At 66.0% G+C, this 24758-nt stretch carries 13 protein-coding genes; 7 read left to right on the top strand and 6 right to left on the bottom strand.

What is annotated here, in order from left to right; genetic code table 11:
* The first annotated feature begins 382 nt into the window (after positions 1-382).
* Positions 383-5926 (top strand): tandem-95 repeat protein, encoded by a 5544-nt coding sequence (locus WDB71_RS11755; RefSeq protein ID WP_341501776.1) that lies wholly within the window; start codon positions 383-385, stop codon positions 5924-5926.
* Position 5927: 1 nt separating this feature from the next.
* On the opposite strand, the gene xseA is transcribed toward WDB71_RS11755, so the two are convergent.
* Positions 5928-7265 (bottom strand): exodeoxyribonuclease VII large subunit, encoded by a 1338-nt coding sequence (xseA, locus tag WDB71_RS11750; RefSeq protein WP_341501775.1) that lies wholly within the window; start codon positions 7263-7265, stop codon positions 5928-5930.
* A 252-nt stretch (positions 7266-7517) separates the two neighbouring features.
* Between xseA and guaB the strand changes: the two genes are divergently transcribed.
* The 4 genes from guaB to WDB71_RS11730 are packed head-to-tail and all read left to right on the top strand — an operon-like array spanning position 7518 to position 11610.
* Positions 7518-8981 (top strand): IMP dehydrogenase, encoded by a 1464-nt coding sequence (guaB, locus tag WDB71_RS11745; protein ID WP_341501774.1) that lies wholly within the window; start codon positions 7518-7520, stop codon positions 8979-8981.
* Positions 8982-9034: 53 nt separating this feature from the next.
* Entirely contained in the window at positions 9035-10612 is a 1578-nt protein-coding gene (gene guaA, locus WDB71_RS11740; RefSeq protein ID WP_341501773.1) for a glutamine-hydrolyzing GMP synthase, read from the top strand.
* Between the two features lie 53 nt (positions 10613-10665).
* Positions 10666-11190, top strand: a complete 525-nt coding sequence (locus WDB71_RS11735; protein ID WP_341501772.1) for a dienelactone hydrolase family protein — start codon at positions 10666-10668, stop codon at positions 11188-11190.
* A gap of 57 nt (positions 11191-11247) precedes the next feature.
* Positions 11248-11610 (top strand): VOC family protein, encoded by a 363-nt coding sequence (locus tag WDB71_RS11730; RefSeq protein WP_341504214.1) that lies wholly within the window; start codon positions 11248-11250, stop codon positions 11608-11610.
* A 48-nt stretch (positions 11611-11658) separates the two neighbouring features.
* On the opposite strand, the gene WDB71_RS11725 is transcribed toward WDB71_RS11730, so the two are convergent.
* From WDB71_RS11725 to WDB71_RS11715, 3 genes are all read right to left on the bottom strand, one after another.
* A complete protein-coding gene (locus tag WDB71_RS11725) occupies positions 11659-14205 on the bottom strand; it encodes a M6 family metalloprotease domain-containing protein (protein WP_341501771.1) in 2547 nt (848 codons plus the stop codon).
* A gap of 174 nt (positions 14206-14379) precedes the next feature.
* Positions 14380-17253, bottom strand: a complete 2874-nt coding sequence (locus WDB71_RS11720; RefSeq protein WP_341501770.1) for a M6 family metalloprotease domain-containing protein — start codon at positions 17251-17253, stop codon at positions 14380-14382.
* A gap of 124 nt (positions 17254-17377) precedes the next feature.
* Positions 17378-18202, bottom strand: coding sequence for a mechanosensitive ion channel domain-containing protein (locus WDB71_RS11715; protein WP_341501769.1), 825 nt, complete (start codon positions 18200-18202; stop codon positions 17378-17380).
* Positions 18203-18334: 132 nt separating this feature from the next.
* Between WDB71_RS11715 and tadA the strand changes: the two genes are divergently transcribed.
* The gene (tadA, locus tag WDB71_RS11710; protein ID WP_341504213.1) at positions 18335-18853 is read left to right on the top strand and encodes a tRNA adenosine(34) deaminase TadA; all 519 of its coding nucleotides are present in this window, start codon (positions 18335-18337) and stop codon (positions 18851-18853) included.
* On the opposite strand, the gene WDB71_RS11705 is transcribed toward tadA, so the two are convergent.
* Positions 18823-18984, bottom strand: coding sequence for a hypothetical protein (locus tag WDB71_RS11705; RefSeq protein ID WP_341501768.1), 162 nt, complete (start codon positions 18982-18984; stop codon positions 18823-18825). The genes tadA and WDB71_RS11705 overlap by 31 nt on opposite strands.
* Positions 18985-19049: 65 nt before the next feature.
* The gene (gene mltF / locus WDB71_RS11700; protein ID WP_341501767.1) at positions 19050-20501 is read right to left on the bottom strand and encodes a membrane-bound lytic murein transglycosylase MltF; all 1452 of its coding nucleotides are present in this window, start codon (positions 20499-20501) and stop codon (positions 19050-19052) included.
* A 134-nt stretch (positions 20502-20635) separates the two neighbouring features.
* Between mltF and purL the strand changes: the two genes are divergently transcribed.
* Entirely contained in the window at positions 20636-24502 is a 3867-nt protein-coding gene (gene purL / locus WDB71_RS11695; RefSeq protein WP_341501766.1) for a phosphoribosylformylglycinamidine synthase, read from the top strand.
* Positions 24503-24758 lie beyond the last annotated feature (256 nt).

Here is a 24758-nt window from a genome sequence, read left to right as displayed (position 1 = left end):
CTGGGCTGCCGCTGATGTTGACTTTACTGGAGTACTTACAGGCCAGAATTTAGGCCAACCATGGTCCCATGGTGATTTCACGTTCGACCAGGATGTGTCAGGAAATTTTGTTGGCATTAACGACGGAAGTGGTATCGGTGGTGCAATTGGTAACGATGATAATGGGAATAACGCCAATACGATCACTTTCAAAACCACGGACGGCTCTGAATTTAGGTTACTCTCCTTTCAGATGGAATCAGCGGGAGGGGACGACCTATATAGGATAAAAGGCTATCGGGATGGAAGCTTGGTTGGTAGTCAAGTTTGGGATCTAACTGGCCAACACGGGGCTTTTTATACCTTTACCGTTAGTGGCTCCAGTTTCGATAACATTGATGAAGTGCAAATAGTCAATGACGAAAGTAACTTCGGCTTTATCCTGGTAAACCTCGACAATATCGATGTCGATACCGCCATTTCCAACGCTGCCCCCACCATCGGCAACCTTGGTGGCGATTCTTTCACCTACACCGAAGGAGACGCCGCCACCCTGATTGACCAGGGCGGTAACGCCACCGTCAGCGATGGCGACAGCGCTGATTTCGACGGCGGCAACCTGACCGCCACCATCTTGGCAAACGGCGACGCCACCGAGGATCTCATTGGCCTGGACACCTCGGGTGCTGTGGCCCTGGCCGGCAATACGGCCGGCAGCAATGTGTCCGTGGACGGCACCGTGGTGGGTACCCTGGGCAACAACATCGCCACCGGCAACGATCTGGTGGTCAACTTCAATGCCAACGCCACTCCCACCAATGTACAGACCCTGGTTCGTGCCATCACCTACGAAAACACCGACACCGACGCCCCTTCCACCGAGATCAGGTCGTTGACCGTTACCGTCAACGACGGTGACGGTGGCACTTCCAGCTCGGCCACCGTGTCGATTTATGTTCAAGGCGACAACGACGCCCCGGTCATAGGTAACCTGGATGGCGACAGCGTCAGCTACCTGGAAGGGGACGGCGCCACCCGCCTCGATCAGGGCGCCGCGGCCACCGTTACCGACGTGGATTCTGGCACCTTCAGCGGCGGCGCCCTCATCGCCACCATCAGCTCCGGCGAAGACGCCGCCGAGGACTTGCTCAGCCTGGACACCTCGGGGGGCGTGGATGTACCCAGCACCAACGCCGGCACTCTTGTTGCTGTGGATGGTGTCCTGGTCGCTACCCTGGGCAACAATATTACCGAAGGCAACGATCTGACACTGATCCTGAACGCCAATGCCACCCCGGCCCGGGTGCAGGCCCTGGTGCAGGCCATGACCTACGAAAATACCGATACCCTGTCCCCCACCAGCGGGGCCCGCAATGTGCGGATCACGGTCAGTGACGGCGCTGGCGGCACCTCAAGCAACAATGACGTCACCGTCACCGTGGGCGCCGTCAACGATGCGCCCAGTGCCGCCAACAACACCCTGTATCCCAATGAGGGCCAGGTGCTGACCCTGGCCACGGCCGATTTCGGCTACGCCGATGTGGAGGGGGATCCCCTGAGCCATGTCACAGTGGTGACCATCCCGGCCGCCGGTACCCTGTGGCTGGACGTGAACGACAGCGGCGACCTGGATGGCAGCGACACCCTGATCGGCAACGGCGGTACCATTGCCAAGAGCCACCTGGATGCCGGCCGCTTCAAATACAGCCCCAGCGGCAGTACCAGCAGCGGTTTCACCTTCTCGGTCAACGACGGTGCCGCCGATTCCAGCAACTACAGCCTGACCCTGACGGTCAACGCCCAGCCCACCGTTACCCTCAACCAGGCAGGTGGCCAGGCCGACCCCACCAACAACGCCGTCGTGACCTTCGAGGTGGTGTTCAGCGAATCCGTCACCGGCTTCGACGGCAGCGACATCGCCCTGGGCGGGGCCGTGACCGCCACCGTCACCAATGTGTCCGGCTCCGGCACCAGCTATACGGTAACGGCCACAGTCAGCTCGGGGGAGGGGGCCCTGACCGCCGCCGTCAATGCCGATGGCGCCCAGGACGCCGGTGGCGCGGGCAACAAGGCCAGCACCAGCAGCGACAACAGCGTCTACTTCGATGCCACGCCGCCCAGCGGCTACAGCGTGGCCATCGACCAGGCCCTGATCGATGCCGACAATGAAACGGCGCTGAGCTTCGTGATCAGCGGCGGCATCAGCGGCGACGATTACGAATATTCCATCAGCGACGGCAGCGCCAGCCTGAGTGGCAGCGGCACCCTGACAGGTAGCCCCCACAGCGTCACCGGGGTCGACGTGAGCACCCTGGCCGAGGGCACTCTGACCCTGAGCCTGGTGCTGAGCGACGCCCTGGATAATGCCGGCGCCACCGTCACCGACACCGTGCTCAAGCAGTACAACACCACACCGGTCATTTCCGGCAGCCCGGCCAGCTCGGTGGACGAGGACAGCCCCTACGGCTTCACCCCCACCGTCACCGACCCCGACGACGGTGACAGCCACAGCTTCGCCATCAGCAACAAGCCGGCCTGGGCCAGCTTCGATGACCAGACCGGCACCCTGTCCGGCACCCCGGTCAACGACGACGTGGGCAGCTACCCGGACATCGTCATCACGGTTACCGACAGCGCCGGCGCCAGCGCCAGCCTGGCCGCCTTTGCCATCGAGGTGGTCAACAGCAACGACGTGCCTGTGCTGGCCGACCTCAGCCTGGAGACGGAGGAGGACAGCGAGGTCGCCTTCCAGATAGACAGCGACGACGACGACGGTGATGCCGTGACCCTGGTGGTGGTCACCGCGCCCAATCATGGCAGCCTGGACAGCTCGGGCGCCCAGTGGCGCTATGTGCCGGATGATAACTTCCACGGCAGCGACAGCTTCGTGGTCCGTGGCGAGGACGGCCAGGGCCAGTCCGAGCCGCTGACGGTGGCGGTAATGGTGACCCCGGTCAACGACGCCCCCGTGGCCCATGATGACGAGCTGGCGCCGGCCTACAGCGCCGACGGCAGCTACCTGCTGGATGTGCTGGCCAACGATGTCGACGTGGACGAAGAGCCCCTGTCCATACTCCAGGCCAATGCCAGCCTGGGCCAGGTGGCGGTGGAGCAGGGGCAGCTCCGGCTGCAGCTGGAGTCCGGCTTTACCGGCCAGCTTGAGCTGGGCTACCTGATCGCCGACGCGGCGGGGGAAACCGATGAGGGCAAGGTGGCCCTGACCATAGGCGCCTCCGACGATGACACCAGGCCGACCCTGGAGGTGCCCGCCGACGTGGAGGCCATGGCCACGGGCCTCTTTACCCGGGTCGAGCTGGGTGTGGCCAAGGCCTTCGACAAGGACGGCAACCCGCTGCCGGTCAGGCTGGTGCGTGGCCACCCCCTGTTCCGGCCCGGCAGCCACCTGGTCTACTGGCAGACCGAGGATGGCGCCGGCAACAGGGCCACCGCCAGCCAGGCCGTCAAGGTCCACCCCCTGGTGAACTTCCACAAGGACCAGTTCGCCGCCGAGGGCAATGTGGTGAGGGTAGGGGTGTCCCTGAACGGCGATGCCCCGGACTACCCGGTCACTGTGCCTTTCTCGGTGGCCGGCAGCGCCAGCGCGGGCAGCGACTACCAGAGCCTGCCCAGCGAACTGGTGATAAGCCAGGGCCGCAGTGCCTGGCTGGAGGTCGTCCTGCTCCAGGACGGCGTCGACGAGGGCGACGAGACCCTGGAGCTGAGCCTGGACGAGTCGGTCAACGGCGGCCGCAAGGCCAGCCATGCCATCACCATAGTGGAGCGCAACCTGCCGCCCGGCCTGGCCCTTGGGGCCAGCCAGCAGGGGGAAAGCCGTGCCGTGCTGGCCAGGGACGGCGGCCAGGTGGTGTTGGCCGCCACCGTTTCCGACGCCAATGCCGGCGACAGCCACCAATACCAGTGGTTGCACGGCTACCCTGAGCTTATCGACCTGGACGGCGAGCCGGCCACCTTCACCTTCGATCCCGTACAGCTGGCGCCGGGGCGCTACCAGATCAGGGTCACCGCCAGCGATGACGGCTCCCCGGCGGAAAGCACCAGCCAGAGCCTGGGCTTCCGGATTGTCGATACCCTGGCGCCACTGGGCCAGGACGACAGCGATGGCGATCTGCTGCCGGACAACCTGGAAGGCTATGGCGATGACGACGGCGACGGCCTGGCCAACTATGAGGACGCCATCGACGACTGCAACCTGCAGCCGGAGCTGGCCCAGGTACAGGACCTCTATCTCGGCGAGGGCGAGCCCGGGATCTGCATCCGGGTCGGCGAGCTGGCCCTGGGCGGCCTTCACAACGGCCTCTGGGTGGATGAAGAGGATCCCCTGCCGGCGGACGAGGGCATGGCCTTCCCGTCCGGTACCTTCGACTTCATTGCCCAGGGCCTGCCCAGCAAGGGCCAGCAGTACCGCCTGGTACTGCCGCTGCGCCAGGCCATGCCGGCCGGGGCCAGCTACCGCAAGTACAGCGCCGCCAGCGGCTGGTACGACTTTGTCGAGGATGCCGACAACCAGCTGCACAGCGCCATGGGCGAGCCCGGCTACTGCCCGCCGCCGGGCAGTGACCTCTGGCAGCCGGGACTGGTGGCCGGCGCCTGGTGCCTGCAGCTGACCCTGACCGACGGCGGCCCCAATGACGATGACGGCCTGGCCAACCACAGCATCAGCGATCCCGGTGGCCTGGCCGTGGCCAGCAACGGCAACGGCGCCCCCCAGGCCGTGGACGACCAGGCCGAGCTGGCCATGGATCAGGCGCTGGTGCTGGACGTGCTGGCCAACGACAGCGATCCGGACGGCGATGCCCTGACGCTGCTGTCGGTGCAGGCGCAGCTGGGCCAGGCGGCCATCACCGCCGACGGCCTGCTGTCCTACCGGCCTCCAGAGGGCTACCTGGGAGACGACGAAGTGAGCTACGTGATTTCGGATGGCCAGGGCGGCACCGCCACTGCCAAGGTGCTGCTCAGCGCCCTGTTCAACAACGCCCCCGTCGCCAGCAGCGACAGCGTCGGCACAGACGATCGCACCGCCATCGTCGTCGACGTGCTGGCCAATGACAGCGACCCGGACGGCCATGCCCTGAGCCTGGTATCGGCCCAGGCCCAGCATGGCACGGCCAGCATCACCACCGACAACAGGCTGCGCTACGTGCCCCGGGCCGGTTTCGAGGGCCAGGACAGGGTCAGCTACCGGCTGAGTGACGCCTTCGGCGCCGAGGCCACGGGCACCCTGCTGGTTCAGGTGGATGCCTGGCAGGAGCTGGAGGTCAGCAACAAGGGCGGCGGCAGCCTTGGCTGGCTGGCGCTGCTGCCCATGGCGCTGCTGGCCCTGTGGCGGCGCAAGGGCCTGCTGCTGCTGGCACTGGTCAGCCTGGGGGCCAGGGCCGACTGGGTGCTGGGCCTGCAGGGCGGTTACAGCCGGGTGGAAAGCCAGCCCGGCCAGTGGCGCAGCCAGGCCGAGGCCGCCGGCATCGAAGTGGAAAACCTCGGTTGGGACAACCATGACTGGAGCTGGGGCCTGGATCTGGAATACCACTTCGGCAACGGCTGGCAGGCCGAGCTGGGTTACCAGGATCTGGGGGATTACCACCTCGAGGTGCGTGGCCGGGCCCAGGCTCCCCAGGCCAGCCAGGCGGCCATCGCCGCCATCGGCCCCATGTCGGCCCAGGGCATCAACCTGGGGCTGGCCTATCAATGGCCGCTGGCGGACCGGCTGTGGTTGAGGGTGCAGGGTGGCGCCTGGGCCTGGCAGGCGGACAGGGACAGCGACGGCGTGTCAGGCCTGAAAAGGGACGACGAGGATGTCGACCCCTACTACGGCCTGGGCCTGACCCTGAGGCTCAGCAGCCACTGGCACCTGAGCGCCGGCTGGCAGCGCTTCGAGCTGCCGGACGAGCCGGTGGACAACGGCTACCTGGCCCTGAAGTGGTATTACTGAGTCAGTCGGTAGTGGGCTCTTCCACCCGGGTCAGGATCTGGCCGTCCTGGACCCGGATCTGGAGCCGCTCGCCCGGTTGAACCCGGTTGACCGAATCCACCACCTGGCCCTTCTCGTCCTGGGCTATGGCATAGCCCCGGGCCAGGGTGGCCAGGGGGCTGACGGTGTTGAGCTTGCCGGCGGCCAGCGCCAGCCGGTGCTGCCAGTGCTCCCGGCGCCGGGCCAGGCCGTGCGCCAGCCTTTCCTCCAGCAATACCAGCCGCTCGTGGCCCTGGGCCAGCAGCTGCCTGGGGTGCTGCCGGTCCAGGCGGCGGGCCAGCTCCTGGCGGCGGTTGCCGGCCCTGTCCAGCCGCTGTTGCAGCAGGCGAGTCAGTCGGCCCTGCAGCTCGTCCAGGCGCTGGCCGTCCCGCTCCAGGCGGCGGCCCGGGTGCTGTTGGCCCAGGCGGTGGGCCAGGGCGCCAAGGCTTAGCAGCCTGGCCCTGTTCAGCCTTTCGAAGGCCGGGCCCAGGCGGCCACCCAGCTCTGCCAGGCGTTCGCCCACGGACGCGGCCCGGGCCGATACCAGCTCGGCGGCGGCTGAGGGGGTGGGGGCCCGCAGGTCGGCCACGAAGTCGCTGATGGTCACGTCCGTCTCGTGGCCCACGGCGCTGACCACGGGGATGGGGCTGTCATAAATGGCCCTGGCCAGGGCCTCGTCGTTGAAGCACCACAGATCCTCCAGGGAGCCGCCGCCCCGGCCCAGGATCAGCACATCCACTTCGTCCCGCTCGGCCGCGCTTTGCAGTTGCTGCACCAGCTGGGGGGCGGCGCCGTCACCCTGGACCTGGGCCGGGTAGAGGATCACCTCCAAGAAGGGCGCCCGGCGTTTGAGCACGTTGAGGATGTCGTGGAAGGCGGCGCCCCTGGGGGAGGTGATCACCCCCACCCGTTTCGGGTGGGGAGGCAGGGGGCGCTTGCTGGCGTCGCTGAACAGGCCCTCGGCGGCCAGCTTCATCTTCAGGGCTTCGAACTGCTGCTTGAGCAGGCCGTCGCCGGCCGGCTCCATGAACTCCACCACCAGCTGGTAGCTGCCCCTGGGTTCGTAGACGGTGGGCCGCGCCCGCACCAGCAGCTGCTGGCCGTCCCTGGGCCTGAAGGTAACGCCGGCGTTCTTGCCGCGGAACATGGCGCAGTTGACCTGGGACTTGTCGTCCCGTAGCGAGAAATACCAGTGCCCGGACGGGTAGGCCTTGAAGTTGCTGAGCTCCCCCGACAGCCATACCTGGCCCATATCGGTTTCGATCAGGCGGCGAATGGCGGTGTTAAGCTGGGTCACATTGTAGATCTGGCGCACGGGCACATCCCTGGATTGGAACTGCGCCCATGGTACCAGTTTGCCTGGTCCAGGGCAGCGGCCATCTGCTGGGCGATTTCCCTGTTGCAGGCATCGTTGAACGCGGGCCTACCCTGCTTAGGTCATGCCGTTCAATAAGGGTGTTTTTGCCGATAAATCCAAAAAGCGGTTGCCGGCTTGCAGACTCGGCGTTAGAATGCCGCGGCAACACCTATACCAAGGTGACATCATCCACCCCCATCCGGTGAGGCTGTTGCAATGCTGAGAGTCATCAAAGAAGCGCTGACGTTCGACGACGTCCTGCTCGTCCCCGCACATTCCCAAGTTCTGCCCAACACCGCGGATCTGCGTACCCGTCTGACCCGCAAGATTTCCCTGAACATTCCCCTGGTGTCCGCCGCCATGGATACCGTCACCGAAGCCAACCTGGCCATCGCCCTGGCCCAGGAAGGCGGCATCGGTTTCATCCACAAGAACATGAGCGTTGAGCAGCAGGCCGAGGAAGTGCGCAAGGTCAAGCGCTTCGTCTCCGGCATGGTCACCGAGCCCGTCACCGTCTCCCCCGACAACAGCATCCAGGATGTTGTAAGGATGACCGAGGTAAACGGTTTCGCCGGTTACCCCGTGGTCACCGAGGCCGGCGAGCTGGTGGGCATCATCACCGGCCGTGACGTGCGCTTCGTGACCGATCTCAGCCGCAAGGTCAGCGAAGTGATGACCCCCAAGGAGCGCCTGATCACCGCCAAGGTGGGTACGCCCCGGGAAGAGGTGCAGAAGCTGATGTCCCAGCACCGCATCGAGAAGGTGCTGGTGGTCAACGATGAGTTCCACCTGGCCGGCATGATCACCGTCAAGGACTTCAAGAAGGCCGAGCGCAAGCCCAACGCCTGCAAGGACGAGAACGGCCGCCTGCGGGTGGGTGCCGCCGTGGGTGCCGGCGTCGGCAACGAAGAGCGGGTCGCCGCCCTGGTCGCCGCCGGCGTCGACGTGCTCTTGATCGACTCCTCCCACGGCCATTCCGAAGGGGTGTTGCAGCGTATCCGCGATACCCGCGCCGCCTACCCGGAACTGCAGATCATCGGCGGTAACGTGGCCACCGGCCCCGGCGCCGTGGCCCTGGTGGAAGCGGGCGTGGACGCCGTCAAGGTCGGCATAGGCCCCGGCTCCATCTGCACCACCCGTATCGTCACCGGTGTGGGCGTGCCGCAGATCACCGCCATCTCCGACGCCGTCGAAGCCCTGCAGGATCTGGACGTGCCGGTCATCGCCGACGGCGGCATCCGCTTCAGTGGCGACATCTGCAAGGCCATCGCCGCCGGCGCCAGCTGCGTCATGGTCGGCTCCATGCTGGCCGGTACCGACGAGTCCCCGGGTGAGATCGAGCTCTACCAGGGCCGTGCCTTCAAGTCCTACCGCGGCATGGGCTCTTTGGGCGCCATGTCCAAGGGCTCTTCCGACCGCTACTTCCAGTCCGACAACGCCGCCGACAAGCTGGTGCCCGAGGGCATCGAAGGCCGCGTGCCCTACAAGGGCAAGGTCAAGGAAATCATCCACCAGCAGATGGGCGGCCTGCGCTCCTCCATGGGCCTGACCGGCAACCCCACCATAGAGGACATGCGCACCAAGGCCCAGTTCGTCAAGGTGACCGCGGCCGGCATGGGTGAGTCCCACGTCCACGACGTGACCATCACCAAGGAAGCCCCCAACTACCGTATGGGTTAAGTCTGGCGCCGGCACGAGCCGGCGTTTTTTCAACCTCTTTCAACGAGTGGAACATGAGCAAGAACATTCATTCCAGCCGCATCCTGATCCTGGACTTCGGTTCCCAATACACCCAGCTGGTGGCCCGTCGCATCCGTGAGATCGGCGTTTACTGTGAACTCTGGGCCTGGGACGTCTCCGAAGAAGACATCCGCGAATTCAACCCCGACGGCATCATCCTCTCCGGCGGTCCCGAGTCCGTCCACGCCGAGGAAAGCCCCCGCGCCCCCGACTACGTCTTCGAAGCCGGCGTGCCGGTGCTGGGCGTGTGCTACGGCATGCAGACCATGGCGGCCCAGCTGGGCGGCAAGGTGGAAGGCGCCAACGAGCGCGAGTTCGGCTACGCCCAGATCGAAGTGCTGGTCGAAAGCGCCCTGACCAAGAACATCGAGGACCACATCGGCGCCAACGGCAACGCCCTGTTGGACGTGTGGATGAGCCACGGCGACAAGGTCAGCGCCATCCCCGAGGGCTTCGTCACCGTCGCCAAGACCGACAACTGCCCCTTCGCCATCATGGCCAACGAGGAAAAGCGCTTCTATGGCGTGCAGTTCCACCCCGAGGTCACCCACACCCGCCAGGGCAAGCGCATGCTGGAGCACTTCGTGCTGGACATCTGCGGCTGTGAGGCTCTGTGGACCTCGGGTGCCATCATCGAAGACGCCGTGGCCCGCATCAAGGAGCAGGTCGGCGACGACGAGGTGATCCTGGGCCTCAGTGGCGGCGTGGACTCCTCAGTGGTGGCCATGCTGGTGCACCGCGCCATTGGCGACCGCCTGACCTGCGTGTTCGTGGACAACGGCCTGCTGCGCCTCAACGAGGCCGATCAGGTCATGGACATGTTCGGCGACCACTTCGGCCTCAACATCGTTCGTGTCGACGCCGAGGAGCGCTTCCTGAGTGCCCTGGAAGGCATCGACGAGCCGGAAGCCAAGCGCAAGACCATAGGCCGGGTCTTCGTGGAGGTCTTCGACGAGGAGTCCAAGAAGCTCAAGAACGCCAAGTGGCTGGCCCAGGGCACCATCTACCCCGACGTCATCGAGTCCGCCGCCTCCAAGACCGGCAAGGCCCATGTGATCAAGTCCCACCACAATGTCGGCGGCCTGCCGGAAGACATGAAGATGGGCCTGGTGGAGCCGCTGCGCGAGCTGTTCAAGGACGAGGTCCGCAAGATCGGCCTGGAGCTGGGCCTGCCCTACGACATGCTCTACCGCCACCCCTTCCCGGGTCCCGGCCTGGGCGTGCGGGTGCTGGGCGAGGTGAAGAAGGAATACTGCGATCTGCTGCGCCGCGCCGACGCCATCTTCATCGAAGAGCTGCACAAGGCCGACCTCTACCACAAGGTCAGCCAGGCATTCGCGGTGTTCCTGCCGGTGCGCTCCGTGGGCGTCATGGGCGACGGCCGCAAGTACGACTGGGTGGTATCCCTGCGCGCCGTGGAAACCATCGACTTCATGACCGCCCACTGGGCCCACCTGCCGTACGATCTGCTGGGCAAGGTGTCCAGCCGCATCATCAACGAGATCGACGGCATCAGCCGGGTCGTCTACGACATCTCCGGCAAGCCGCCGGCCACCATCGAGTGGGAATAAGATTCGGTCATGAACAAAGGCGCCTGCGGGCGCCTTTTTCGTAAGGAGACAACATGAACTGGTATTGGCTTTGCGATATCTATGGCGCCACCGACGCCGCCAGGCAGGCGGCCGGCGAGCTGGGCATGACCCTGATCGCCCCCTACGAGGGGCAGCAGGGTGACGACGGTGACGTCCATGGCCACTTCCAGGCCTGGGGCGGCTGGGAGCGCTACCTGGCCCTGGTCAAGGAAAGGCTGGCGGCTGAGCACGACTTCGGGCTGCTGGGCTTCTCGGTGGGCGCCGCCATCGCCTGGGTGCTGGCCGCCGAGGGCAGGGCGGCCAGGGCCATCGGTTTCTATGGCGGCCAGTGTCGCCATTTCACCGAACTGACACCCCGCTGCGACACCACCCTGATCTGGCCCCACGCGGAGGATCACTTCGAGCTGGACGGGCTCATTTGCGGCCTGGCCGGCAAGGAATACCTGACGCAGCTGCGTACCGGCCATCGCCATGGTTTTATGAATCCGCACTCCCAAGGCTTTGATAACCAAGCCGCTTTGCAGTGGCTGACCTGGCTAAAAGAAGCTTGTCATTAAGTCGCCATCTGTTTATGGTCCCTTAAGGTGGCGAAATAACGACCAGGAGGAAGGATGATCTTCGATCATATCGGCATCAATGTCAGCGACTTGGAAGCCAGCAAGGAGTTCTATGAAAAGACCCTTAAGCCCCTGGGTGTCAGCCTGGCCCAGGAGGTGGACGGCTGGGTCGGCTTCGGGGAGCAGGGCAAGGCCACCTTCTGGATCTCCATGGAAGGCGAGGCCCATGAGCCCATGCACATCGCCTTCAAGGCCGGTGACCGCGCCGCCGTGGACGCCTTCTACGAGGCCGCCCTGGACGCCGGCGCCGTCTGCAACGGCAAGCCCGGGGTGCGCGACAGCTACCATGCCAACTATTACGGCGCCTTCGTCATCGATCCCGACGGCCACAATATCGAGGCGGTCTGCCACCAGCCCTGAACATATCCCCTCTTCAGAAAAAGGCCGTCCCACAGGACGGCCTTTTTGCTAACAGCGCTTTCTGCGTACCAGGGCCAGCAGGCCCAGGCCCAGCCAACCCAGGCTGCCGCCACCGCCGCTCTCCTGGGCGATGGCCGCCGGCCGGTGCTCGAAGCTGAAGTCGCGGCTCTGGCTCAGTCCCTGGGGATCGGTCACCCTTACCCTGAAGCCGTAGCTGGTCGTCTGGTCCGGGGCGGGCAACTCCAGGCTGAATTCACGGCCGGCCTCGCTCAGGCCGGCCAGGCTGGGCCCCGTCAACTGCTGCCAGCGGTAGTCGAGGGCATCGCCATCGGCATCCCGGGCATCGGCGGTGATCCGGAGTTCGCCGGCGCCGGCTAGGGTCCTGGTGCCGGTCAGGTTCAGGGTCGGGGCATCGTTGACCGGTTGTACCTGGATCCAGACGGTGGCCGGCGCCGACAGCAGACCCTGAGCATCCCTGAGCCGGTATTGGAAGCTGGCCTGGCCGAAGTAATGGGCCTCGGGGATGAAGTGGATCTGCTCCTGCCGCAGTTCGACCCGGCCGTGGCTGGCCTGGCCCAGCACCAGTTCCTGGTAGCCCGGGTTGTCATTGCCGAGCAGCTGTGCCGGGCTGACGATCAGCAACTCGTCTTCGGCCATGGTCAAGCTATCGTCCCTGGCCACCAGGCTGGAGTTGGCACTGCCTGCCAGCAGCAGGCTGAGCTGGGCCGCACCGGCCAGGGGCTGGCCGCCGGCCGTCCACTGGTTGGTGCCGGGCCCGGTTGGCTCATAGGCAAAGCCGCTGTCGCTGCGCATCTGCAACAGGCTGCGGGCCGGCATGATGAGGGGCTGCTCCAGCATCAGCCTGTGCCAACCGGCCTCGCCCTGGAAACTGGCCAGCTCGGCGAGCGGCTCGCCCGGCCCGTTGTCGGGCAGCCACTGGTGCAGGCTGAATCGGACCTGGCCGGCCCTGGGCAGGAAGAAATCCAATCCCTCCAACCGGTCGGCCTCGAGGTTCTCCAGGCCCCACAACAGGGCATCGTCCAGCAACTGGCGCTGGTGGCCGTAGCCGTGGTTCAGCAGCGCCGTCCTGTGGTTGTCGTTCAGGGCCAGGCCGTATTGCATGGGCTGCTGGGCGTCGGAAATGGCGTCTAGGGTGACGGGGCTGTCGGCGAGCGGCTCGGCCAGGGTCCGGTTGCCGCTGTTGCCCGGCCAGATATCGCCGCCGTCTCCCAGGTTGCTGCCGCCGGCCAGATCGTCACGGCCGTCGGCGGCGACGACCTTGACCAGGGGCCGGGCCGGATCGGCATTGCCGATCTGCCTGGGGTCGCTTTCGGTGATCAACAGGCCCCGCCCCGGCAGGCTGCGGTCGTAGCCCTCGAAGCCCCTGAGCGTGAGCAGCAGGCTGTTGCCGAGCCGGCGCTCACGCAGGTAGGGGTCGACGTAGATGCGCTGGATCTGCCCCTGGGCCAGGCTGAGGTTGCCTTCCGCCTCGATGAGCTGGGCCTGCTGCCAGCCGGCCTGCAATCGGGACCAGGCGCTGAAACCGGAGGGAGTCTGGCCCATTTCGGTGTCGCCGGTGGCGCGGTTCCAGGAGCCGCTGGCCATCAGCGCCCAGCGGCCCAGGCCGGCCGACGGCTCGTCGGCATAGAGATCAGGCAGGGCCAGCAGCAGGTGGCCCAGCTCGTGGGCCAGGATCCCCAGGGTGGCCTGGTGATCGCCGTGGCGCTCGCCTATTACCAGGTAGTCGCGCAGGCTGACGCCGTCGTGGTGGCTGGCGGGCATCACCCAGCGGTGGGCCCAGATCCCCGGCGCACCGTCGTCGTAGCTGTTCTCAAAGCCGGCAAAGACGAACAGCAGGGCCAGCTCCTCGGGCTCCAGGGCTCCATCGCCATCCTTGTCGAAACGGGCGAAATCCACATGGGGATCGGCGGCGGCCAGGGCCGCCTCCAGCACGCCCTCGATGCCGTAGCTACAGTCGCCGCCGCAGTCGGGGTGGGGCAGCTCCAGGTGCACGCTGACCAGGCCGTCATTGGCGTTGCCCTGGCTTTCACCGGCCGGGCTCAGCTCCACCTGGCCCAGGCTCTGCGCCCGGTAGTAGTGGCGCAGGCTGGCGGTATCGGCCCAGAGCAGGGCGGCAAAGTCGTACTGGATCTGTACGTCGGCAAAGTCGACCAACAGGGTCAGGACGGGGACGTTATCGGGTTGGGGGGACAAGGCCCGGGCCGCCCGCAAGGGACCCTGGCTAGGCAAGGGGGAGCTTTCCTCGCCAGGCGGCAACTCAAGGCCGCTGGTCACAGGGGGGCGATAGTGGCGAATGGCCCAGGTGGGGGCAGGTCTGTGGGCGGGGATGCCGGTGCCGATCAGCCGGCCCTGCTCCAGGCGGGCATAGGTCCAGGTGTCGCCATCCAGCACCACGGCATGACCGGCCTGATCCTGGTACCAGTACCGGCCGAAGCGACCCTTCTTGAACAGGGTGAGCTTGGTGCCGTCGGGCTGGCTGTAATGCAGTGGCAGCGGCGCAGGTACGGTGGCCCGGCCCGGGCTGGAGCACAGCGCAAGCAGAGCCACCGCCAGAGGCAGGAGCTTGTTGTTCATTCTTTTCCCCAGAGCACGAGGTTGACTACGGAATCGACGGCGGCAAGATACCCCGAGGTTGAAAAGTGAACAAATCGCCCTGTGCCGTATCGTGAGGGGGGTCAAACATCCAGGGTGCGCAATCGTTTGTGGTTGGGGAAAGAAAAAGGATGCCGGTTGGCATCCTTTTTTTGCTCAGCGGCGCCGCCTCAACAGCAGCAACAGGGGCCATAGCCAGCCCAGGCTGCCGCCACCGCCGCCCTCGTCCTTGGGCTCCTGGATGACGGTGAGGCTGGCCTTGGCCGACAGGCCACCGGGATCGGTGACCGTGACCTCGAAGCGGTACTCCTGGCGCTGGCCGCTGCTGGGCAGGGTCAGGCTCTGGCTGGCGCCGCTGCCGAGGACCAGGCCGGGGCCGGCCAGCTGTCGCCACTGGTAGCTCAGCTTGTCGCCGTCGGGGTCGCTGGCCTGGGCCTGCAGGTTCAGGGTCTGGCCGGCGCTGATGCTGGCCGGGCCCACCAGGGTCACCTCGGGGGCGTCGTTGTCGATGCTTTCCAGGTGCAGCTTCAGCTTGGCCACGTTGCTCTGCAGGCCGTCGCCGTCCACCACCCAGTAATCCAGGCTGATGTCACCGGCCAGGTTGCCGCTGGGGGTGATGGTCAGGCCTTCGGCGCCGGCAGAGAGGCTGAGGCCGTCGTGGCTGCCAAAATGGAACTGCTGCCATTGGAACTGCTCGCCGTCCACGTCGCTGACCTGGGCCTTGAGCTCGGCCCAGGCTAGGCTCAGGGGCGTGGCCTCCTGGCCGTAGAAGGTCGGGGTGTCCCTGGCCACGGGCGCATCGGGCTTGCCGGCCACGGTCAGCCGTACCAAGGTCTCGCGGCTTTCGGCGCCATCGCTGCTCCAGGCCTTGTAGCTGAAGCTGTCCTGGCCGACGAAATCGGCATCAGGGGTATAGATCAGGCTGTTGCCGTCCTGGGCCAGGGTGCCGTGGCCGGGCTGGCCGAATATCGTCAGGCGTTCGGCACCGGCGTCGTCGTTGGCCAGGGGGGCCAGGGTCAGGCTGCCGTCTTCGTCCAGACTGTACTGATCGTCCCGGGTCTGGGGGCCCGGCTTGCCCAGCAGCAGGCTCAGCTGCACCGGGCGGCTGGCGCTTGGGGCGCCGCCGCTGACCAGGAACTGATCGCTGGTGTTGCCGGTCGGCTCCACATGGAAGGCGGCTTTGCCATCGGCCACCTGGTGGCTGACTTCCAGCTCGAAACGCGCCGGCAGGGCCAGGGGCTCGGCCAGCAGGTGCCGTTGCCAGCCCTGGGCCTGGCTCAATACCGGCACGGTCAGTACCTGGCCGGTGCGGACATTGGCCTCATTGACTGCAAAGACGTTCAGCTGCAGCTGGCCCTCGGCCGGGGCATGGAAGTCGACCCCTTCCAACAGGGTGTCGGCGGCAACCGCCAGGCCCTGCCAGAGCAGGCTGGTGCTGTTGTCGCCTTCTGCGATGGGGTCGCTGTGGTAGCCGTGCTTCAAGAGGGCGCTCTTGCCGGTGGCGACACCGCTCAGCCGGTAGCTCATTTCGCTGGCGGCGCTGCTGATGTTGGCCAGCTGGATGCCGCTGACAAAGCCCAGGTTGGTGCGGGTATTGGGGCCGGTGTCGTCGGCAAAGCGGGTGGCCCCCGTGCTGCCGGGCCAGATATCGCCGGCGTCGCCCGTGTTGGCGCTGGTGTCCAGGTCGGTGCGGCCGTCGGCCGCCTCGATATCGACCTGCTTGCGCTCGATGACGGAGTTGTCGCCCTGGGGGTCGATATGGGTGATCAGCAGGCCCTTGCCGGGCAGGCTGGCATCGTAGCTGAGATCGTGGCGCACGCTCAGCAGCAGGGATTCACCCAGCTGCTGGCCGCGCAGGTAGGGATCCAGGTAGATCTGGTGGGGCGTCAGGCCGCTGAGGCTGAAGCTGCCGTCCTGGCTCTGCACCAGGGGCGTGACCATCTCGGTGGCGGCCCTGGACCAGGCGGTCATGCCGGCCGGGGTGTCGCCGGCCTGGTCGTCGACGCCGTCCACGTAGCCCCAGGAGCCGCCGCCCATCAGGCCCCAGTCGCCGATGCCCTGGCCGACGTCGGCATAGGAATAGAGGTCCGGCAGGCCCAGCATCAGGTGGCCCAGCTCGTGGGCGATGATGCCCAGGGAGGCGCGCTGCTCCCACTGCAGCTCGCCGAACACGCAGTAATCGGCGACCTTGACGCCGTCCAGGGTGACCGGGGTCATGCCCCAGCGGTGGCCCCAGACCGCCTGCTCTTCGGCGCCGGTGGCGGCCTCGTTGCCGGCGAAGATGTACTGCACCGACAGCTCGTCGGGCGCCAGCCAGCCGTCACCGTTGCCGTCATAGGCGGCGAAATCCACATAGCCATCGGCGGCCTGCAGGGCCTCGGCCAGCACGCCGTCCATGTCCCAGGGGCAGTCACCGCCGCAGTTGGGGTGGTTGCGGCTGAGGCGCACCGCCACCTGGCCATCGTTCTGGGTACCTTCGCTTTCGGCGACCGGCACCACCTTGTAGCCGTTGTTGGAATTCTGCAGGTAGTAATCCTGCAACGTCTTGCCTTGCCCCCAGAGCAGATCGGCGAAGTCGTGCTGGATCTGCACGTCGTCGAAGCTGACCAGCAGGGTCAACAGCGGCTGCTGCACCTGGGCCTGGGCGGCCAGGGCCTTGGGCTGATGGCTGGGGTAGGCCGCCGACCAGTGCTTGAGGCTGTGGGGATTGACCTCGTCGCCCGGGGCGAAGGCCTTGGCGGCCAGCACCGGATAGGGCTTGTCCTTGTCGGCCAGGATCCCGGTACTTCTGATCTGCCAGCGGTCGCCGCTTTGCTCGGCATTGCCGTAGTACCAGCTGTCGCCTTCCCTGACCAGCATGTGGCCCTGGTCGTCTTCGTACCAGTTCAGGAAGGGGCCACCCTTGAGGCGGGCACGGATCTGGGTGCCGTCGGGCTGGGTCAGGACATGGTCGACGGGGGCGGGGGAGACCGCCAGGGCCTGTCCCGACAGTGCTGCCGAGGCCAGGGCCAATGTGATTTTATTTTTCATGCTGTTGTTTCCGCTGTAATGCCAAGGGTCAGCGGCAAGGGGAGAAGTCCAGACTACCCAAAGGTCGGGCCAGGCACAATTGGCATCCGTCACAAAAAAGCCCGGCGGCTGCCGGGCTGGGGGGTTACTGCTGGTGGATGTGCACGTCCCGCTGCGGGAAGGGGATCTCGATGCCCTTGGCGTCGAAGGCCTTCTTGACCCGTTCCTGCATGTCGAAGAAGACGCCCCAGTAATCGGCGGCGTTGGCCCAGACCCGCACCGTGAAGTTCACCGAGCTGTCGGCCAGCTCGGACAGCACCACCAGGTGGGCCGGATCCTTGAGGATGCGCTCGTCGGCGGCGATCTGTTCCTCCAGGGTGGCCTTGACCAGATCGATGTCAGATCCGTAGCTCACGCCGAACACGAAGTCGACCCGGCGGGTGGGCTCGGCGGAGAAGTTGACCAGGCTGTCGTTGGAGAGCTTGGCGTTGGGGATGACGATGCGCTTGTTGTCCGGGGTGGTGAGTATGGTGTTGAAGATCTGGATCTCGCGCACCGTGCCGCTATGGCCCTGGGCCTGGATGAAGTCACCGACCTTGAAGGGACGGAAGAACAGGATCAGCACGCCGCCGGCGAAGTTGGCCAGGCTGCCCTGCAGGGCCAGGCCGATGGCCAGGCCCGCGGCACCGACCACGGCCACGAAGGAGGTGGTGGCGATGCCGACCAGGGAAGCCACCGAGATCAACAGCAGCACCTTGAGGCTGATGCCGGTCAGGCTGCGCAGGAAGTGGGACAGGGTCGGCTCCACCTCGCGCTTGGCCATGGCCTTGTCCATGACCTTGAGCAGGCCGCCGATGAGCCACAGGCCCGCCAGCAGGACGATGATGGCCAGGGCCAGCTTGGGCGCATAGGCCAGGGCCATTTCCTTGACCATGTCCATGTAGTTGTTGGCTTTGTCGATATCGATCATTACAACTCCCTTTTGTTCTTGTTGGGGGCCTGTTGTCGGACAAGCAGAGCATGGGTCAAGGCGTGATCCGCGTCAATGCTGGAGTCCGGCTTCGGGGGGGCAGTATAATGGCCGCCTATGGCTGACAACATCATGACAGAAGACGAAAAATGGATGCGCCACGCCCTGGCGCTTGCCGAACGGGCAAGGGAAAGGGGCGAGGTGCCGGTGGGCGCCGTGCTGGTCAAGGACGGCCAGCTGCTGGCCGAGGGCTGGAACAGCCCCATCAGCGACCATGACCCCTGTGCCCATGCCGAGATCATGGCCATCCGCGGTGGCGGCAAGGCGGTCAACAACTACCGGCTGCTGGACACTACCCTCTACATCACCCTGGAGCCCTGCGCCATGTGCGCCTGCGCCATGGTCCATGCCAGGGTCGGCCGGGTGGTCTATGGCGCGGCGGATCCCAAGACGGGGGCGGCGGGCTCGGTGATGCAGCTGCTGCGGCACCCGGCCCTCAACCATCAGGTCGAGATCAGCGCCGGTGTCCTGGAAGGGGAGTGCGCCCAGATGCTCAGTCAGTTCTTCAAGGACAGGCGGGCGCAGCAGAAGGCCCTGAAAAGGGCCAGGCGGGAGGCGGCTCAGGCCGCCGCGGGGCAGTCGCCCAGCTGAGCCAGAGCGAACTTGCGGCCCCGGGCCAGGATGCGCAGGTGGTTGCGCTTCCACTTGATCTGGCGGCGGATATCATGGCCGCGCATGGCGCGGGCCTTTCGCTTGAATATGTTGCGTCTTCTCTTAATCATCTGTTGATCTCCTGCAGGCCTTCCCGAGCCTAGATACGCACTTTCCATGACAACCTGATGACACCCTAGTCCTGGGGCGCGGCCTGGGCCCGGGATTGGCTCGCTTCGGCCTCTTGCTCGTCGCCCCCTGCCTGCTGCTCGGCGGCCCTGGCCGCCAGTTGCTGGTTGTCCAGCCACACCAAGGTTTCGTAGTAGCGTCTGATGTTGTCTACATATTTAACAGGTTCGTCGCCTCTGGCATAGCCATGCTTGGTCTGGCTGTACCACTGCTTGCGCCTGAGCAGCGGCAGGTTGTCCTTGACGTCGGCCCAGGCGTTGGGGTTGCCGCCACGTTGCTTGGTGATGCGCCTGGCGTCCATGATGTGGCCAAGGCCGACATTGTAGGCGGCCATGGCGAACCAGATCTTCTCCTCCTGGGGTATGGCGTCCGGCAGCCTGGCCATCAGGCCTTCCAGGTAGCGGGCACCGCCGCTGATGGACTGCTCCGGATCCAGGCGGTTGTCGATGTCCAGGTAGTCGGCGGTGGCCAGGGTCAGCATCATCAGGCCCCGCACCCCGGTGACCGAGCGGGCCATGGGGTTCCAGTGGGATTCCTGGTAGCTCATGGCCGCCAGCAGGCGCCAGTCGAAGCCGCCGGCGTACTTCTCGAACAGGCCCTGGTAGCGGGGCAGCTTGCGATCCACGGCGCGGATGAAGGAGCGGGTGTCCACGTAGTCGAAGGTGCGCACATGGCCGAAATACTTCTCTTCCAGCCTGGCCACCACCCCGTCCTGGTGCATCTCGCCGAAGAACTCGATCAAGGCCGCATAGAGGCTGTCGTCATTGCCCTTGGGGAAGGCCCAGGCGATGGGCTGCTCCTCCTGTACCGTGAAGCCCACCATCAGATCCGGGTAGAAGCGGCGGTTCAGGGCCAGGTTGTTGGAGTCGGCCACCGTGTAGTCGAGCTTGCCGGCCAGCACCTGCTGCAGCAGTTCGTCCGAGTCCATGTCCGAGGTTTCCGACCAGTTCAGGTCCGGATAGGCCTCGGCATGGCGACTCAGGCTTTCGGCATGGGCAGAATGGGCCACCACCATCAGGCTGCCGTCCAGATCGTCGAAATCCCTGGGCCTCTTGTTGCCGCGCTTGTAGACCAGCTTCTGGCTCACCGCCTGGTAGGCGGGGGCGAAGCGGAAGTGCTCCCGGCGGGTATCGGTGACGCTGAGGCCGGCGGCCAGCAGATCCAGCCGGCCCTGCTCCAGCTGCGGGAACAGCTCCGACAGGGACGCCGACGGCACCATCTGCAGCTTGACGCCCAGGTAGTCGGCGAACATGGCCGCCAGCTCGTAGTCCATGCCGGCGGGGCCGTCGGCGGCTTCGAAGTAGGTGGTGTCGGAATAGCGGGTGCCGATGCGGATCTCGCCCCGGGCCAGGATCTGCTCCAGCTGGCTCTGGGGCGCTGGGCCGGTTTGGCTTTCCTGTTGCCACTGGCAGGCGCCCAGGCCCAGCAGCAATGCGGCGGTCACCAGGACCTTTGTCATGAAAATTCTGCTCATATGATCGCCACTTATACCAAAAGCATAGGAAAGGGCCCAGCCCGGATGTGAAAGCAAACGTTTTTCCCCTATAATGCGCGCCCGAAACCCCTCCAAAGATCTGTCGGTGAGAAAAGCCTATGGAAATCCTGCGTGGTGCCCCAGCCCTGTCCCCGTTTCGTCTCGAAAAACTGCTGTCAGCCTGTCGGGAAGCCGAACTGCCGGTTAACGGGATCTCTGCTGAATTTATGCACTTTGCCGATCTCAAGGAAGCCCTGTCTTCCGAAGAGCTGGGCAGGCTCGAAAAACTGCTGACCTATGGTCCACGCAGCGTCCAGGAGGAAAAGCGCGGCCAGCTGTACCTGGTGGTGCCGCGCCTGGGCACCATCTCCCCCTGGTCTTCCAAGGCCACCGACATCGCCCACAACTGCGGCCTGGCCCAGGTCAAGCGCCTGGAGCGGGGTATCGCCTACCATGTTGACGGCGAGCTGAGCGCCGAGCAGCAGCAGCTCTTCAAGGGCCTGATCCACGACCGCATGGTGGACGTGGTGCTGGCCGACCTCAACGACGCCGAGGCCCTGTTCCAGAAGGCCGAGCCGGCGCCGCTGCGGTCCGTGGACATCCTGGGGCAAGGCCGCGAGGCCCTGGTGGCGGCCAACCAGAGCATGGGCCTGGCCCTGGCCGAGGACGAAATCGACTACCTGGTGGAGAACTTCAAGGCCCTGGGCCGCAACCCCAACGACATCGAACTCTACATGTTCGCCCAGGCCAACTCCGAGCACTGCCGCCACAAGATCTTCAACGCCGACTGGACCATAGACGGCGTGGTGCAGCCCAAGTCCCTGTTCAAGATGATCAAGAACACCTATGAACAGCATCCGGACTATGTGCTCTCCGCCTACAAGGACAACGCCGCCGTCATGGAAGGCAGCACAGCCGGCCGCTTCTTCCCCGACCCCCAGAGCCGCGAGTACCAGTACCATGTGGAGCCCATCCACATCCTGATGAAGGTGGAAACCCACAACCACCCCACCGCCATCTCCCCCTTCCCGGGCGCCGCCACCGGCTCCGGCGGCGAGATCCGCGACGAGGGTGCCACCGGCGTCGGTGCCAAGCCCAAGGCCGGCCTGACCGGCTTCTCGGTGTCCAACCTGCGCATCCCCGGCTTCGAGCAGCCCTGGGAGCAGGATTTCGGCAAGCCCAGCCGCATCGTCACGGCCCTGGACATCATGATCGAAGGCCCCCTGGGCGGTGCCGCCTTCAACAACGAATTTGGCCGTCCGGCCCTGCTGGGTTACTTCCGTACCTATGAAGAGGAAGTGAACTCCTTCAACGGCCGGGAAGTGCGCGGCTACCACAAGCCGATCATGATCGCCGGCGGCCTCGGCAACATCCGCGAGGAGCACGTCCAGAAGGGCGAGATCCCGGTCGGTGCCAAGCTGGTGGTGCTGGGCGGCCCGGCCATGAACATCGGCCTGGGCGGCGGCGCCGCCTCCTCCATGGCCTCTGGCCAGTCCGACGAGGATCTGGACTTCGCCTCGGTGCAGCGGGACAACCCGGAGATCGAGCGCCGCTGTCAGGAGGTCATCGACCGTTGCTGGCAGCTGGGCGACGCCAACCCCATCTGCTTCATCCACGACGTGGGTGCCGGCGGCCTGTCCAACGCCTTCCCTGAGCTGGTCAACGACGGTGACCGCGGCGGCCGCTTCGACCTGCGCCAGGTGCCCAACGACGAGCCGGGCATGAGCCCCCTGGAGATCTGGTGTAACGAGTCCCAGGAGCGCTACGTGATGGCCATCCCCGCCGACAAGATGGCGGTGTTCGAGGCCATCTGCCGGCGCGAGCGCGCCCCCTTCGCGGTGATCGGTACCGCCACCGAGGAGCGCCAGCTGCGCCTGGACGACCCCCATTTCGGCAACACCCCCATCGATCTGCCCCTGGACGTGCTGCTGGGCAAGCCGCCCAAGATGCACCGCGACGTCCAGAGCCGCAGCGCCGAGGGCAACGAACTGAGCTTCGACATCGACGTGCAGGAAGCGGCCGAGCGCCTGCTGCGCCTGCCCACCGTCGCCGAGAAGACCTTCCTGATCACCATTGGCGACCGCTCCGTGGGCGGCCTGACCGCCCGCGACCAGATGGTCGGCCCCTGGCAGGTGCCGGTGGCCAACTGCGCCGTCACCGCCGCCAGCTTCGACAGCTACGCCGGCGAGGCCATGGCCATGGGCGAGCGCACCCCGGTGGCGCTGCTCAACCACGGCGCCTCCGCCCGCCTGGCGGTGGCCGAGTCGCTGACCAACATCGCCAGCGCCGCCATCGGCGACCTCAAGCGCATCAAGCTGTCCGCCAACTGGATGGCCGCCGCCGGCCACCCCGGCGAGGACGCCGGCCTCTATGAGGCGGTCAAGGCCGTGGGTGAGGAGCTCTGCCCCGAGCTTGGCATCACCATCCCGGTGGGCAAGGACTCCATGTCCATGAAGACCCAGTGGGACGACAAGGCGGTCACGGCGCCGCTGAGCCTGATCATCACCGCCTTCGGCCGGGTCACGGACGTGCGTCGCACCGTCACCCCCCAGCTCAAGGATCAGGCCTCCCGCCTGCTGCTGATTGACCTCGGCGCCGGCAAGAACCGCCTCGGCGGCAGCTGCCTGGCCCAGGTCACCCGCCAGCTGGGCACCGACACCCCGGACGTCGATGATGCCAAGCGCCTCAAGCACTTCTTCAACGCCATCCAGGCCCTGGTGCTGGACGGCAAGCTGCTGGCCTACCACGACAGATCCGACGGCGGCCTGTTCGTGACCCTGGCCGAGATGGCCTTCGCCGGCCACCTGGGCCTGGATGCGGACATCGACGCCCTGGGCGGTGACGACTTCGCCGCCCTGTTCAACGAAGAGCTGGGCGCGGTGATCCAGGTGCGCGAAGACGACCTGGCCGAGGTGCGGTCCGTGCTGGCCGAGCACGGCCTGGCCGAGCTGAGCCACGAGCTGGGCAGCATCAACGGCGACGACCGTATTCGCATCCGCCGCGGCGACCAGCTGGTGCTGGATGCCTCCCGCAACCAGCTGCGTACCCTCTGGGCCGAAACCACCTACAGGATGCAGGCCCTGCGTGACAACCCCAAGTGCGCCGAGCAGGAATTCCAGCTCAAGCAGGACGACAGCGATCCCGGCATCAGCCCGGTGCTGACCTTCGATCCGGCCGAGGACATCGCCGCACCGCTGGTGGTGTCAGGTGGCCGTCCGCTGGTGGCGATACTGCGCGAACAGGGCGTCAACTCCCATGTGGAGATGGCCGCCGCCTTCACCCGCGCCGGCTTCCAGGCCATCGACGTGCACATGTCCGACATCCTGGCCGGCCGTGAAGATTTGACCCGCTTCAAGGGCCTGGTGGCCTGCGGCGGCTTCTCCTATGGTGACGTGCTGGGTGCCGGCGAGGGCTGGGCCAAGTCCATCCTGTTCAACGACCGCGCCCGCGCCGCCTTCGAGGCCTTCTTCAACCGCGAAGACACCTTCTCCCTGGGCGTCTGCAACGGCTGCCAGATGATGTCCACCCTCAAGGACATCATCCCCGGTGCCGGCCACTGGCCGCGCTTCGTCACCAACGAGTCCGAGCGCTTCGAGGGCCGGGTCGCTACCGTGGTGCTGGAAGAGAGCCCCTCCATCTTCTTCAAGGGCATGGCAGGCTCGCGCCTGCCCATCGCCGTTTCCCACGGCGAGGGCCGCGCCGAGTTCGTCGATGGCGACCACCTGCGCATCCTGGACGGCTCCGGCCAGGTTGCCGCCCGCTACGTGGACAACCACGGCCAGGTGACCCAGCATTACCCGCTCAACCCCAACGGCTCGCCCAAGGGCATCACCGCCGTGACCTCCGAATGCGGTCGTCACACCATCATGATGCCGCACCCGGAGCGGGTGTTCCGCACCGTGGCCAACTCCTGGTACCCGGAAACCTGGGGCGAGGACGGCCCCTGGATGCGCATGTTCCGTAACGCCCGGAAGTTTGTGGGCTAAGGGCGGCAAAGATGAACCATTAAAAAGCCTCGCTTGCAGCGAGGCTTTTTTGTGGCTTGGAGGGGATACCGTCCATGGTGGTTCCTTCCGGTCGGTACCTCCTGTGTACCGGCGCTCAGCTGCGCCCAAGCGGCGCTTGGGCTTCGAGCTTCGCCCCGCGCATGCGGGGCTTTCTTTCTTGGGGCGCTAGCGAACAGGGCACCGTGGCTAGCCATCACCCTGCAGGTACCCGGAAACCTGGGGCGAGGACGGCCCC

This window comes from Gallaecimonas sp. GXIMD4217, assembly GCF_038087665.1.
Classification (GTDB): Bacteria; Pseudomonadota; Gammaproteobacteria; order Enterobacterales; family Gallaecimonadaceae; genus Gallaecimonas.
The sequence above is the reverse complement of the archived record's forward strand: the minus strand, read 5'-3'. Positions and strand labels throughout refer to the sequence as shown.